The organism is Yersinia sp. J1, from assembly GCF_050586585.1.
In the GTDB taxonomy this organism is placed as follows: Bacteria; Pseudomonadota; Gammaproteobacteria; order Enterobacterales; family Enterobacteriaceae; genus Yersinia; species Yersinia entomophaga.
On the sequence record NZ_JBOBDP010000005.1, the window covers coordinates 103,293 to 116,868 of the forward strand.

A 13,576-nucleotide genomic window follows, 5' to 3' on the forward strand; every position below is an offset into this window, starting at 1 on the left:
CCCTAATCACTAAATTTGAGCCTAGAATCAGAGCGCTGCTTCGTCTGTTTCACCGGTACGAATGCGAATAACCCGTTGCAATTCGGCAACGAAAATTTTGCCATCACCGATCTTGCCGGTGTAGGCCGCTTTGCTGATGACATCAATGACTTCATCCAATTGATCATCGGCAATAGCAATGTCTATTTTGACTTTGGGCAGGAAATTAACGCTATATTCAGCCCCACGATAAAGTTCAGCATGTCCTTTCTGGCGACCAAATCCTTTCACTTCGGTTACGGTCAGCCCCTGAATACCTATGGAGGATAAGGCTTCGCGCACATCCTCAAGTTTGAATGGTTTTATTACCACGGTAACCAGCTTCATATTTGCCCCTTCTCGAATTAAGTCCGAATAACGTCTGCCGCATCAGGGATAAAGCAAAGGATGTGCCATAAATAAACTAGCGAAGAATTTATTGATAAAAAGAGGCTTGAGGATGGATTATCGACTTCAGTATAGGTGTGAATCTCACCGCAGCAGCGAGCAGTACGTTTTTTGTGCACCAAAATAGTGCCACACGCGTCACAAAAGTGCATTTCCACGAACAAGGCGGCGCAAGACGCCAGATTTTAGTGCGGGGAAGAAAATAAGCGGGCATGAATTGAATTTCAGGGGGAAAGCTCCCCCTGACAATCTGAGCTAGCTAATAGCGGCTTCTTCCGGTTCGACGGTCTCCAGTTCTTCGCTAACTAACTGCAATTGATACATTTGATAATAGCGGCCCTGTTGCGCAAGGAGTTCCTGATGCTTGCCTTGCTCCACCGCTTGTCCACGATGCAGAACTAAAATACTGTCGGCATCCACAATGGTCGACAAACGATGAGCAATCACCACCAGCGTGGTATTTTTTCGGATTAAGTGCAAAGCTTTCTGAATAGCCTGTTCCGTGCCGGAGTCAATATTGGCCGTTGCCTCGTCCAGAATCAGAATTTGCGGCGTTTGTACCAATACACGAGCCATAGCCAGTAGCTGTTTTTGTCCAACCGACAGCGTATTGCCCTGCTCCCCCAAACGAGTGTGTAATCCTTCCGGCAAGGCGCGGACCAAAGGTGCCAGTTGAACGGTTTCCAGCGTCTGCCAAACCTGTTCCTCACTGATATCACGCCCCAGTGTAATATTGGCAAAGAAAGAATCAGCCAGCACCACCGGATCTTGCTGCACCATGGAGACACCCTGTCGCAGCACTTGATGAGAGAGTGTGTCAAGCGGGCGCCCATCCAGCAGAATCTCTCCCTGCTGTACCGGGTAATAGCCCATCAGCAAGTTGGCTAGCGTACTTTTCCCACTGCCGGTATGCCCGACCAATGCGACAAAGCCTCGCGACGGCACATCCAGATTGATGTGGTTTAGCACTGTTTTATCCGAACGATAAGAGAAGGAAACGTCTCGCATCCGGATATGACCGCTGGTCAGTGGATTATTATCCTGACCGTAACCTTGCTGAGCGCGATCCATCAGTTCGAATATACGTTCCCCAGCCACCACCGCCTGCTGCATGATTGATTGCTGAGAAGTTAGCTCGATTAAAGGTTCATTCAGGCGACCAAGGTAGTTAATAAACGCGTACAGTACCCCCACACCCACCGAGCCTTCTGGGCTCAACCCAAACAGTAACAACAGCCCGCAAAGTACCAATGCCGAAAACAAGCTGAGTAATGGCCGTAGCAGGAAGCCTTCTAGACGCAGAGTTTGCATTCGCGCCCTATAGTGCGCCCGATTAACGGCAGACATTCGCTCGCCAAAACGAACCTGCTGGCGGAATTGCTGAATGACCCCCATGCCGTTGATAACTTCGTTAAAACCATCGTTAATATCTGCCAGATAGGCGCGTACTCGCCGTACCACCGGCGTGCTGTAGCGTTGATAAAGCGCCATGACCACCAAAACCGCCGGAAAAATACAGATGGCAATCCACGCCATACGCCAATCGAGGCTAAACATCGCCACCAGCATCGCGCCAATTAACGCCGCACTTTTCAGCACGGTAGAAACCACCATCACATATAAATCTTTAATGACTTCGGTATCGTTAGTAACGCGAGAAATTAATTGACCGACCGGCTGAGTATCAAATGCGCTAAGCGGCTGGCGTAGTGCGGCATCCATGACTTCAATACGCAACTGTTGCACCACACCCACGGCAGCCCGGTTAAACAGAATCGTCTGAAAATAATGCAGCGCCGCCGCCAAGAGTTGCAGCAGCAAATAGGCCAGCGCCAAGCCACTCACTACAGCCAAGGGCAAATTGCCTTTTGCGACCATATTATCGATGAAATAGCTGATCAGCAGTGGGCCACTTACCTCCGCCGCTGCCGCAATCCACAGCATGACTATCGCGATAGACAAGGGTCTTTTGTAGGCTGAACCATAAGCCAGCAGACGTTTTAACGTCGGCCAAAGTTGTCGAGCTTTACTCATCGGATACGACCTCCAGCCCTTCATCGCTATCTAAAGCTGCTTCAATTTGCTGATAACGATACATTTCCCGATACCATCCCGACTGATTCAGTAACTGCTCATGATCGCCACGCTGCACCACGCCCCCCTGTTGCATGACCAGAATTTCATTTGCCTCAGTCAATGCAGAGAGACGATGAGCGCTAATAATAACGGTGCGATGTGCTCCCCACTGACGCAGGTTCTTCAGGATTTGATGCTCCGTCTGCCCATCAACCGCCGACAGAGCATCGTCCAGAATCAATATTTCGCTATTAAGCAACAGGGCGCGAGCAATAGAAATACGCTGCTTTTGTCCACCGGAAAGCATCACGCCCCGCTCTCCCACTTCGGTTTCGTATCCCTGTGGTAACCGCAGAATATCTTCGTGAACGCTGGCTAAACGAGCCGCTTGTTCAATTTCCTGCTGCGTGGCGTCAGGCTTACCCAATGCAATATTGCCTGCAACGGTATCCGAGAATAAAAATGGCGTTTGGCTGACCACCGACAGGCGGCTACGCCAATCGTCCAAACGAATAGCCGTCAGAGGTTGCCCCTGATAGCAAATGTCACCTTCGTCTATATCAAACTGTCGTTGAATCAAGGCCAGCAAGGTACTTTTCCCCGAACCGGTTGGGCCGCATAGCCCCAGCATCTCTCCTGGCTCCAGCTTCAGCTTGACGTCTTGTAAAGCGGGCTTATCACTTCCGGGATAATCAAAGCGGCGAATATCAATCGTCAAAGTACTGCGTTCCGCCTGTAATGGCGTTTGTCCATCGACAACAACCGGAGCCTCTTCCAACAAACTACGGATACGGCCGTAAGCGGCACTGCCACGCTCAACGATATTAAACATCCACGCCAGCGCCAGCATTGGCCAAATCATCAACCCTAAATACATAATAAAACTGGTTAATTGCCCTAACGTAATGCTGCCATTCACAACCATCCAGCTACCGCCACCGATGGCCAGTAAATTGGCTACGCCGATAGCGATATAAATCGTAGGATCAAAACAGGCATCAACCTTGGCTACGTGCATATTTTTCGCACCGGCCTCGGTTGCTACACGGGAAAACTGCTCAGACTGATGATTTTCAAGGCCAAATGCCTTAATCATGCGAATGCTGGTCAGGCTCTCTTGCGCCTGATTATTTAACGCCGAGAAAGCCCCTTGCGCAGATTTAAAACGTTGGTGCAATAAATCACCGAAATAATTGATTACAATCGCCATTATCGGCATCGGTAACAACGACAGCAGCGTCAGCTGCCAGCTGATTTGTGTGCTCATCACAATCAGCACCGCACAGCCCATCACCAATGAGTCCACCAGCGTCAATACCCCTTCACCGGCGGCGAAAACCACTCGATCGACATCATTGGTGGCGCGAGCCATCAGATCGCCTGTGCGGTGACGCAAGTAAAAACCAGGATTCTGCCGGCTAAGCTGACGGTAGAAATTAGAGCGTAATTCCACCGCTAATTGATAGGATGCGCCGAAGAGTAATACGCGCCAGACGTAGCGTAGCAGATACACTATTATCGCGGTCACTACCATTACGCCAATCCATGTCCACAACATATTGGCGGACATGGTTTTTTCCGTCATACCATCCACGATGACCCCAACCAGTTTGGGTGGCAACAGCTGTAAAATGGCGATAATGATCAGCAGTACTACCGCACCCAAATAGCGACGCCATTCGCGACGAAAGTACCAGCCTAGTTGAGCAAACAATCTCACGCAGTTTTATTCCATGATATGAAGGGAAATAGTATGGAGGCGAATCGAATAATGTCAGACTCTCTCGCCACGGCTCATGCGGCATAGAATAACATCGATAAAGTTGTTATTTAGTGAATTATTCACTCAGGAACCGGTAGTACCGTTGTGTACTTAATTTTCTCCATTGCGAAGCTGGAAGTTACATCTATCAACCCCGGAACACCATTCACCATACGCTTATAGAAACTATCGTAGCTTTTCATATCCGCAACTTCGACCTGCATCAGATAGTCATATTCTCCGGCCATACGGTAGAAAGCCAGTACCTCCGGCATCTGCTTAGTGAATTGCACAAACTCCTGATACCAGCCGCTATTATGCTGTTGGGTTTTTATCAGTACGAAAGCCGTTAATCCCAGCCCCAGTTTTTCGCTATCCAAGAGCGCCACCCGGCCACGGATATAACCTTCATCCTCCAGACGCTTTAGCCTTTTCCAGCAAGGCGTTGACGTCAGATTGACTGCCTCTGCCAAAACCTGAAGAGAGAGCGTGCAATCCTCCTGCAACATACGCAGTAGTTTTCGGTCTGTTTTATCTAACATATCGCCACTCCAGAGAATAAATTTCTCTCATTAGGAGATAAAGAAGTAAAAATGGCAACAATTTTTTCCCAAAATACCGTTAACCTAGTCATAATTTGATACCCCCGACATCGCAGGCCACTACATGACCAATACTTGGGTAAAAAACGCCATCAGTGAAATAGAGGCGGATTTTCAACGCTCAGCTGATACACACTTAATTCGCTTAAATTTGCCTGAGTTTCCTGGCATTTACCTGTATCTGAAAGACGAAAGCACCCATCCAACCGGAAGTCTGAAACACCGGCTGGCGCGCTCTCTGTTTCTTTACGGCCTGTGTAACGGCTGGATAAAGGAAGGGACAACTATTATTGAGGCCTCTTCCGGCAGCACTGCGGTTTCTGAAGCTTACTTTGCCCGCCTGATTGGGTTGCCGTTTATTGCAGTTATGCCAAGCTGCACCGCGCGCAAAAAAGTCGAACAAATTGCCTTTTACGGTGGTCGCTGCCACTTTGTCGATCATGCGGGGCAAATTTATGCCGCGTCCGAGCAGTTGGCAAAAGAATTAAACGGCCATTATATGGACCAATTCACCTACGCTGAGCGAGCTACCGATTGGCGCGGAAATAATAATATTGCCGATAGTATCTATCGCCAGATGGCCCGCGAACCCTTTACCGTTCCCAATTACATTGTGATGAGCGCTGGTACCGGTGGCACTTCGGCGACGCTGGGCCGTTATATTCGTTATCAGGGGCATAATACTCAATTGATGGTAGTCGATCCGGAAAATTCGGTCTTTTACGATTGCTTCTGCAATCGGGATCGCAGCGTAACCGGCACCTGCGGCAGCCGCATCGAAGGGATTGGCCGCCCGCGCGCCGAACCCTCTTTTATTCCTGAGGTGATCGATAGCATGCTACGCGTTCCCGACGCGGCCAGCGTTGCTACGGCACATTGGTTAGAAGGCGTTTTGGGTCGTAAAGTGGGCGCCTCCACCGGCACTAACGTATGGGGTGCTTTACAGTTAGCCCGACAAATGCGTGAAAAAGGCGAGTCAGGAGCTATTGTCACTCTGCTCTGCGACAGCGGAGAACGCTATCTGGATACTTATTACAACCCTGAATGGGTGAGCGCTAACATTGGGGATTTAACCAGTTTTAAGGCGGAGTTGGAAAACCTGTAATCATCCAGTTCATCGGCCAATTTATTTAAAGTTGGTCGATAATAAGCAAAAAAAAAGCCGGATAAATATCCGGCTGGCTAATAGCAATCACCTCAGAATTCGGGGGAATAGGTGAGGTGTGGTGAACTTAGCCAATGTTGCAAATAGTGAGCTACGGCCTGTTGTTCACAATGGCCAATAACCTGAAGCTGCGGCAATGCTGATTTAAGCTGAGGCAATGCGTTACCCATTACCATTCCGCGCCCAACCTGATCAAGCATTTCTTTATCATTCATTGCATCGCCAAATGCCATGCAATCGACCATTTCAACACCCAATAGTTCTGTCAACGAAGCCAGAGCAGCACCTTTATTACAGTGACGAGGTAAAACTTCCAGACAGTCCCTGGCAGAAAAACACAAATCCACCTCTTGCCCCATCCGCGCAGCTAACCTGTCCTTCAGCGGCAACAGCTCTTCGTGAGGCGCGCAGAAACAGATTTTGTGTGTTCCTGCCAAAGGTAACTGATTAAATTCAGTGAGTTGGTATTTAAACCCGCTCAGTTTATGCGCCGTTAACTGCGCCGGATCGTCACGATTGGTAAACCAGCCTTCATCGCGAAAAATATGCATGCTGGCGTTGGTAGACCAGGTTGTTCCCAGAACGAACTGCACTAATTCCGCGGGTAAATCTGTACCCTGCAATTTATTGCCGTCAATATCATGAATACGGGTTCCATTACCGGTAATCAGATAACCTTTAATTCCTAAACTGGATAAAATCCCTTTCATATCGAGGTAATGACGTCCGGTAGCAAAAGTGACAATTATCTGTCGCTGGTGCAATTGATGCAGCGCTTCCAAAGTCGCCTCACCGATCTGATGGTTACGCATTAATAAAGTTCCATCCATATCGAAAGCGGCTAAGCGGTACATACTTACCTCATAAAATTGTGAGCCTGCTGGCAGTGACAAAAGTATGGCGTAGTATTTAGGGAACTAATAGTGAACAATTAATACAAACCCTTCCGGATTTAACTATGCGCATATTTCACCGATTGGCTCAATATCAGCGTTTATATCAAGAATTTGGCCAGCAGGCTGGTAACACGACGGTTAGTGAATTAGCCAAGCTGTTTTTTTGTAGCGATCGGCATACCAGAACCCTTATCCAAAAATTTGAGGAACAGGGCTGGCTCAGTTGGGATGCGCAAGTTGGCAGAGGCAAACGAGCACGAATTCACTGCCTGAAAACACCGGATGAATTGCGAGCAACCTATCTACGCCAGTTATTACAACAAGGGGATCATCAGGGTGCATTTCAATTAGCCCAGTTGGAACCCCAGCGTCTGCATGCATTACTTAGCCCACATATGGGCGGGCAATGGCAAGCGGATAGCCCGGTACTACGAATTCCTTATTATCGAGAGCTGGAACCGCTAATTCCGCTAGAAACCAACGGGCGCGCGGAACAGCATTTGATATATACGCTACATGCGGGTCTGACCCGCTTTCAGACCGGTGATCCTCTGCCAAAGCCCGATCTGGCCCATCACTGGCACATTAGTGATGATGGCCTAACCTGGCAATTTTTCTTACGCAGCCAGCTTCGCTGGCATAATGGCGATCCCATTAGCGGAGCACAGTTACTGGAAACCTTCCATATACTGCGTCACCATCCTCGCGGTCAGCCGGGGCTGGAAAATGTTAAATCTATAACTCTGCCGCATGCGTTATGCGTCCAGTTTACCCTTGAATATCCCGATTACTGGTTGGCTCACCGTATGGCCGATTTGCCCTATCGTTTGTTTCACCCTGACTCTCCATCGGTAGGCGCCGGGCCGTTTAAAGTAGCCGACTTTGAAAAACACTTGATAAGGCTCGAACAACATGAGTTTTATCATTTGCAGCATCCCTATCTCGACAGTATCGAATACTGGATCTCCCCACAGCCTCCGGATGTTGTGGTTAACGGCAGCAGCCAGCATCCGGTCAGCATCACCATTGGGCAAAGCGAAGATATGCCCTTGGCAAAACCTGTTCAACGCAGTACCAGCCTAGGTTTTTGCTATTTAGCCATGAACCTGAAACGAGGCCAGCTCAATTCCCAGCAAGCCAGAAAAATGATGATGCTGATTCAGGCATCCGGTTTTCTGGCAAATTTATCCATTCAAAGGGGAATTATCATTCCCAGCGAAGAAATGTTGCCCGGCTGGCCTATCCCTCGGTTCCCAGAAGATAAAAGCATCACGCTACCTAAACGGCTAATTTTGCTCTACCAGCAACCAGCAGAGTTGACCATGGTTGCCAGCGAGTTGAAAAAATTACTCGCCGAACACGGCTGCGAGCTTGAAGTTCAATTTTGCGCCAACAAACACTGGCAAAGCGTTAACCAATGTGAACAAGCAGACCTCTTAATGTCAGACCATCTTGTTGGAGAATCCCGCGAAGCCACCATGGAAAGTTGGTTACGCCATGATTTTTTATGGCAGGGTATTCTTCCGGCAGACTTACTGCTTTGGCAACAGCAGTCATTACTGCAAATTCAACAGGTTAAAGCACCAAGTGAACGTTATGCATTATTGCGGGAACACTATCTACAGCTGATGTCCACCGGGTTGGTTCTGCCGCTATTAAATTATCAATATCAGGTTAGTGCGCCACCGAGAATCAAAGGCGTTACGCTCACCGCCTACGGTTGGTTTGATTTTTGTCAGGCCTGGTTGCCCCCTACCCCAGATTCATCGCTGGATAACGCCATATTAGATAATTAAAGCGAACTATCCTTGGATAGCGCTTATTGCAGGTACAGTAATTATCAATGGCTTCACTGATTCAATTCGGCCTGTTATTACCTTTTAGCCAGCTAACTGAGTTAACATAGCCACAGTATTTAATTTCCGGCTCAAGGTTATTGTTATATCGACCTTAAGCCTACGAGGGAGCGATTAATGAAACGCGCAGTCGTAGTATTTAGCGGTGGGCAGGACTCCACCACCTGTCTGATTCAGGCATTGCAGCAATATGATGAAGTTCACTGTGTGACTTTTGATTATGGTCAGCGCCATCGTGAAGAGATCGACGTAGCCCGCGAACTTGTCATTCAATTAGGCGCCAAAGCGCACAAAGTGCTGGATGTCTGCATGCTAAACGAGCTGGCGGTCAGTAGCCTAACTCGCGACAGTATTCCCGTGCCGACTTATGAAGAAAGCAGCGAAAATGCCATTCCCAACACCTTCGTTCCCGGCCGCAATATCCTGTTTCTGACTCTGGCGGCAATCTACGCTTATCAGGTACAAGCAGAAGCGGTCATTACCGGTGTATGCGAAACGGATTTCTCTGGCTACCCAGATTGCCGCGATGAATTTGTTAAAGCCCTCAACCATGCCATTAATCTCGGCATCGCGCGGGATATCGCTTTCATCACTCCGCTAATGTGGCTAGACAAAGCTGAGACCTGGGCATTAGCCGATTATTACCAACAGCTAGACCTTATTCGCCACCACACGCTGACCTGCTATAACGGCATTAAAGGCGATGGCTGCGGCGAATGTGCAGCCTGCCACTTACGGGCTAATGGGCTGAATAATTACCTAACTAATAAGTCTGCTGTCACGACCAGCCTTAAAAAGAAAATCGGTCTACTTTAATTTCAGTTTCCCCAGTTTGGTTCAGCCCTAATCGGTTCAACCTAAACAGGCCTATGCAGTCTGTGATACATAAATTCACAGGCTGCTTGCTATAGAGCTATAGAGCAATGCAAAATATTATTCGAACAAACTGAACCCAAATAGCCGCAACGATTTTCAAAGTAAGCTAATTAAAGCACCATTGCTCATCAGGACGACTACTGCCCTTGCGTCGGCTCTTCTAACGCACTCAATCTTTCCCGAAGCTCGCCGTCTATTGGCACAGCTTTTTGTGTTCTCAGATCAATACAAACAAAAGTCAGTGCGGCATCAGCCACCAGCGAACCATCGGACTCTAAGGTCACAATCTGATTAAGCACCCCGCTTTTACCACTGAGTTTTACCAAATGGCTATCTATGCGTAGCACATCACCTAACACCGCGGGTTTACGGTAACTAATATTGACGTTCACCACGATAAAAGCGATATGGTTGCGGGTCATCCACTGAAATGCTTCCTCCCCATCCAGCCATTCCCAGCGCGCTTGCTCAAGAAACTCAAGATAACGGGCATTATTAACATGCTGATAAACGTCAATATGAAAACCACGAACTGTTATATGGGTGCGCATAGAAAACCTCAGCTACGGGATAAAATCGAATGCAGGTAAGCATCTGCCAGAACTGTAAACCAAACTGGTATGACCTCATCGATAATAGCAGAGCCACCCAAGCACATAGCAGACTCACTATATAACTTAGATTTAGATCACAGTTAGTTAACCAATTATTTACATTTTCGCTCTCTGCGAACAGCCTTACACCAACTCCACTATTGCAGAATAAAATAGCTGAACTGAACGCACCCCATTAGCTCAGCTATAGTAAAAAATATACCAATAAGTTAGTTACCTAATAATTCCAATTTGTGTTTTAACTCCCCTTCCATAGGCAGCGCTTTTTGTATTCCCATATCTATGCAGACAAACGTCATATCAGCGTCTGCGATAACCGCGCCGTCCGATAACCTTTTCATGACCTGCTTGAATTTCCCGCAGCGCCCTTCCAGGGAATACACCAGACTCTCAATTCGTAGCAGATCTCCCTCAACGGCCCCTTTACGATAATTAATATTGATATTTACCATATAGAAACCAATATTCCGTTCTTTCAACCATTCCAGCCGATTCTCTCGATCAAGCCAACGCCAGCGCCCCTCCTCAAAGAACTCCAAATAACGTGAATTATTGACATGTAAATAACCATCAACATGATAGCTTCTAACCAAAACTTCATGATGCATGCTAATCAACGCCCCTTTCATCATTTATGAATTTTTCAAATACATACGCCACAGAACTGGTATGACCTGATGAAAGGTTAGCAGCCAATGTTATAAACCACTAACTAAATGATTAAATATCATTCAACTTACATTTTTATTTTCTGCCGATTGCGCTCAATAAATATCGGCCCAATACCTGAAACCTCTTGCAGTTGCTCTATTTGACTAAAGAAGCCAAATTCCTCTCGATAGCGAACAATGGCCTGGGCTTTTTTCAAACCAATACCGCTCAGCGCAGCAGCCAGCTCTTCTGCCGTGGCTTTATTAACATTTATCAGTCCGTCTTCTGCCTCATTTTTCCCGGCTGAAGGCTTATTGGTGTTTGCTCCGTCAGCTTTCAAGTTATTTTCTTTCGACCTATTCCACGACTTCTCTGAGGTTTGAGCCGATGCTTTTGATGAGTTGGTTTGCACGGATTCTTTCGTTTGATTAGGAGCCGCTAGCGTTACCGGAGCTGATAACCAGGCCAGTAGCAATGCCAGTGCTAAGGATTTTCCATTATTTTTCATGCTGTATCCTCCATGTATTTGACAGCATCTGTACCTTGCCTCAAGCGTTTTTTTTCGGCAAATCACGGATTCCAGATATGCGAAAGGCCGCTAAAGCGGCCTTTCATTGTTACATCGGTTTGCAGAGGTTTGCGATGTTTACTGCGGCTGTTGTTGTTCCGCAGCACCCATTTTAATCGTTGCCTGTTTGTGCAAGTTAGCCATCAGCGCATCCAGAGTCACCCCGCCGATACCCTCTTCCATTTTAGCAATGAAGTTTGCCATTTCACCCTCTGGTAATTTACCCGGCGTCACGGAAAGCAATTCGATCAATACAATATTGTCCTGACGATCCTGAGATAAACCGTAAACCGGTTTGTCCGCCTGCGGATGAGGCAGCGCAAATACGGTTTGAACTAACTGATCGTCATCCGGCGCACGAGCGATGGACTTCTTCTCGCCAAAGCTCAGACCAGCGGCTTTCATCGCTTCTTCGCCTTTATCTTGCTTCAGCGCAGCCAGAATTTTTTCACCGTCAACGCGAGCCTGCTGCTCTGCTTTCTGGCGTTTAACCAGTTCAGCAACCTGATCGCGTACCTGATCAAATGGCTGTACGCCTTCTGGTTTATGACCATCGATACGAATCACGAATGCGCGATCGCCATCAACGGTAATGACATCAGAGTTACTGCCAGGAGCACCATTCTCACCAACCAAAGCGCCATCAAAGATAGCCTGAACTACGGGTTTGAAATTCACTTCGGCAGGTACAGAATCACGAGTAAACCAACCGGTTTGCTTCGCTTTGGCACCAGCAGCTTCTTCAGCTGAAGCCAGAGACTCATTATCACTGGTTGCCGCCTCGCTCACTTTCTGCTGCAACGCATAATAAGCATCAACCGCTTTTTCCTGCTTAACTTTGGCTGCCAGCGAATCATGCACTTCAGACAGCGGCTTAACCTGCTCTGGCTTGACGTCGTTCAAGCGAACGATCAAATAACCCACAGAAGACTTCACCACGCCAGACAGCTGGCCTTTTTCGGTCAGATTCGCTTCTTTCAGCTCATCGGCGGTTGTCTCAGGTTCTAACCAACCCAGTTCACCGCCATTTTTACGAGAAATAATGTCGGTGGATTTTTCTTTCGCCAACGTAGCGAAATCAGCACCTTTTTTCAGTTCATCCAAAGCAGCCTTGGCATCTGCCTCGGTTTTAAATTGAATAACGCTGTAATTTCTGCGCTCCGGCTGAGTAAAACTGGATTTGTGCTGATCGTAATAAGCAGCAATATCTTCTTCAGTCACGGTGATTGTATCTTGCATCGCTGCCGCATCCATGGCGATGAAACTCACTTTCATCTCTTCAGGCGCGATAAAGCTGTTTTTGTTCTGATCGTAATAGGCTTTCAGCTCTTCATCAGTGACTTTCTGCTGAGCCTGTAACGCTTTCAGATCCAAGGTTGCCAGTCGCACTTCACGCTGTTGCAAAATCAGCTCGGACATAGCGGTAGCTTCTGCCGGCAGTGCAAAACCGCTGTCGTTAAAGGCCTGTAGCAATTGCTGATTAATCAACTGCTGACGTTGTACCTGCGCGAACTGATCGAGGCTGTAGCCCATACGGTTTACTAGCTCGAGATATTTGCTGTTATCGAACTGACCGTTAGTCTGGAAATAAGGAATCTGGCGAATAGATTCTTTTACCTGATCGACACTGGCAGTCAGGCCGAGTTGTTTAGCATATTGGTCGAGCAACATGTTGTTGACCAGTTGCCCCAACACCTGCTGACGCAGCTGCTGCATATAACCTTCATTACCAGCCAGCACGGAGAACTGCTCGCCTAGCTGTTGCTGTAAACGACTACGTTCACTTTGCATTGCCTGTTCAAGCTGGGCACGGCTTATCTCTTGGCCATTAACCTTAGCTGCATAGTCGTTGGAGCCACCGATCAGATAGCCGCCCACGCCGGTCAGGATAAAGGACAACATAATCAGGGCCAGGATGATTTTGAGCACGACGTTATTTGCAGCCGCGCGTAAATTGTCCATCATAATGTGACAATACTCCGCTGTAATGTGGATAAAAACTCTTGCTCAGGTATGAAGACCCAGCGTTCCTTGCGTCAGCCCAAAATCGTTGCTGCGCGATAAAACTTCTCACAGTGGCCAAC

Annotated in this window: 12 protein-coding genes; 3 read left to right on the plus strand and 9 right to left on the minus strand. The window is 47.9% G+C overall.

The genetic code is table 11. The annotated features are described in order from the left end of the window. Nucleotides 1-27: 27 nt before the first annotated feature. The 4 genes from glnK to ACQ4OC_RS10330 form a co-directional block, all read right to left on the minus strand. On the minus strand, nucleotides 28-366 hold the full coding sequence (gene glnK / locus ACQ4OC_RS10315) for a P-II family nitrogen regulator (RefSeq protein ID WP_009114005.1): 339 nt from the start codon (nucleotides 364-366) through the stop codon (nucleotides 28-30). Between the two features lie 315 nt (nucleotides 367-681). Further along, nucleotides 682-2,460 (minus strand): SmdB family multidrug efflux ABC transporter permease/ATP-binding protein, encoded by a 1,779-nt coding sequence (locus ACQ4OC_RS10320; protein WP_064512264.1) that lies wholly within the window; start codon nucleotides 2,458-2,460, stop codon nucleotides 682-684. Next, nucleotides 2,453-4,222, minus strand: a complete 1,770-nt coding sequence (locus tag ACQ4OC_RS10325) for a SmdA family multidrug ABC transporter permease/ATP-binding protein (RefSeq protein WP_064512262.1) — start codon at nucleotides 4,220-4,222, stop codon at nucleotides 2,453-2,455. The genes ACQ4OC_RS10320 and ACQ4OC_RS10325 overlap by 8 nt, the downstream gene beginning before the upstream one ends. A 122-nt stretch (nucleotides 4,223-4,344) precedes the next feature. Next, nucleotides 4,345-4,806, minus strand: coding sequence for an Lrp/AsnC family transcriptional regulator (locus ACQ4OC_RS10330; protein ID WP_049598560.1), 462 nt, complete (start codon nucleotides 4,804-4,806; stop codon nucleotides 4,345-4,347). Nucleotides 4,807-4,930: 124 nt separating this feature from the next. On the opposite strand from ACQ4OC_RS10330, the gene ACQ4OC_RS10335 reads away from it, so the two are divergent. Continuing rightward, nucleotides 4,931-5,971, plus strand: a complete 1,041-nt coding sequence (locus ACQ4OC_RS10335; RefSeq protein ID WP_064512260.1) for a PLP-dependent cysteine synthase family protein — start codon at nucleotides 4,931-4,933, stop codon at nucleotides 5,969-5,971. A 92-nt stretch (nucleotides 5,972-6,063) separates the two neighbouring features. Here ACQ4OC_RS10335 and cof read toward each other — a convergent pair whose 3' ends face one another. Beyond that, nucleotides 6,064-6,885, minus strand: a complete 822-nt coding sequence (gene cof, locus ACQ4OC_RS10340) for an HMP-PP phosphatase (RefSeq protein WP_430971152.1) — start codon at nucleotides 6,883-6,885, stop codon at nucleotides 6,064-6,066. Nucleotides 6,886-6,989: 104 nt separating this feature from the next. Between cof and ACQ4OC_RS10345 the strand changes: the two genes are divergently transcribed. Together ACQ4OC_RS10345 and queC are read left to right on the plus strand one after the other, a co-directional pair. After that, the gene (locus ACQ4OC_RS10345) at nucleotides 6,990-8,723 is read left to right on the plus strand and encodes an SgrR family transcriptional regulator (RefSeq protein WP_120806387.1); all 1,734 of its coding nucleotides are present in this window, start codon (nucleotides 6,990-6,992) and stop codon (nucleotides 8,721-8,723) included. Nucleotides 8,724-8,900: 177 nt separating this feature from the next. Further along, nucleotides 8,901-9,599 (plus strand): 7-cyano-7-deazaguanine synthase QueC, encoded by a 699-nt coding sequence (gene queC / locus ACQ4OC_RS10350; RefSeq protein WP_120806385.1) that lies wholly within the window; start codon nucleotides 8,901-8,903, stop codon nucleotides 9,597-9,599. A gap of 197 nt (nucleotides 9,600-9,796) precedes the next feature. Here queC and ACQ4OC_RS10355 read toward each other — a convergent pair whose 3' ends face one another. From ACQ4OC_RS10355 to ppiD, 4 genes are all read right to left on the minus strand, one after another. Further along, nucleotides 9,797-10,210: an acyl-CoA thioesterase gene (locus ACQ4OC_RS10355; protein WP_064512253.1), complete on the minus strand. Its 414-nt coding sequence runs from the start codon at nucleotides 10,208-10,210 to the stop codon at nucleotides 9,797-9,799. Nucleotides 10,211-10,482: 272 nt separating this feature from the next. Further along, complete coding sequence (locus ACQ4OC_RS10360) at nucleotides 10,483-10,881, minus strand: acyl-CoA thioesterase (protein WP_064512251.1); 399 nt, start codon at nucleotides 10,879-10,881, stop codon at nucleotides 10,483-10,485. Nucleotides 10,882-11,009: 128 nt separating this feature from the next. Further along, nucleotides 11,010-11,432 carry a ComEA family DNA-binding protein gene (locus ACQ4OC_RS10365; protein WP_120806383.1) on the minus strand — a complete coding sequence of 141 codons (423 nt, stop codon included), beginning with the start codon at nucleotides 11,430-11,432 and terminating at the stop codon, nucleotides 11,010-11,012. A gap of 138 nt (nucleotides 11,433-11,570) precedes the next feature. After that, complete coding sequence (ppiD, locus tag ACQ4OC_RS10370; protein ID WP_064512247.1) at nucleotides 11,571-13,457, minus strand: peptidylprolyl isomerase; 1,887 nt, start codon at nucleotides 13,455-13,457, stop codon at nucleotides 11,571-11,573. Nucleotides 13,458-13,576: the final 119 nt, after the last annotated feature.

Excerpts from the sequence above, each read along its gene's own strand:
- glnK (WP_009114005.1), bottom strand. The coding sequence starts at position 366 with ATGAAGCTGGTTACCGTGGTAATAAAACCATTCAAACTTGAGGATGTG.
- ACQ4OC_RS10320 (WP_064512264.1), bottom strand. The coding sequence starts at position 2,460 with ATGAGTAAAGCTCGACAACTTTGGCCGACGTTAAAACGTCTGCTGGCT.
- ACQ4OC_RS10330 (WP_049598560.1), bottom strand. The coding sequence starts at position 4,806 with ATGTTAGATAAAACAGACCGAAAACTACTGCGTATGTTGCAGGAGGAT.
- ACQ4OC_RS10335 (WP_064512260.1), top strand. The coding sequence starts at position 4,931 with ATGACCAATACTTGGGTAAAAAACGCCATCAGTGAAATAGAGGCGGAT.
- cof (WP_430971152.1), bottom strand. The coding sequence starts at position 6,885 with ATGTACCGCTTAGCCGCTTTCGATATGGATGGAACTTTATTAATGCGT.
- ACQ4OC_RS10345 (WP_120806387.1), top strand. The coding sequence starts at position 6,990 with ATGCGCATATTTCACCGATTGGCTCAATATCAGCGTTTATATCAAGAA.
- queC (WP_120806385.1), top strand. The coding sequence starts at position 8,901 with ATGAAACGCGCAGTCGTAGTATTTAGCGGTGGGCAGGACTCCACCACC.
- ACQ4OC_RS10355 (WP_064512253.1), bottom strand. The coding sequence starts at position 10,210 with ATGCGCACCCATATAACAGTTCGTGGTTTTCATATTGACGTTTATCAG.
- ACQ4OC_RS10360 (WP_064512251.1), bottom strand. The coding sequence starts at position 10,881 with ATGCATCATGAAGTTTTGGTTAGAAGCTATCATGTTGATGGTTATTTA.
- ACQ4OC_RS10365 (WP_120806383.1), bottom strand. The coding sequence starts at position 11,432 with ATGAAAAATAATGGAAAATCCTTAGCACTGGCATTGCTACTGGCCTGG.
- ppiD (WP_064512247.1), bottom strand. The coding sequence starts at position 13,457 with ATGATGGACAATTTACGCGCGGCTGCAAATAACGTCGTGCTCAAAATC.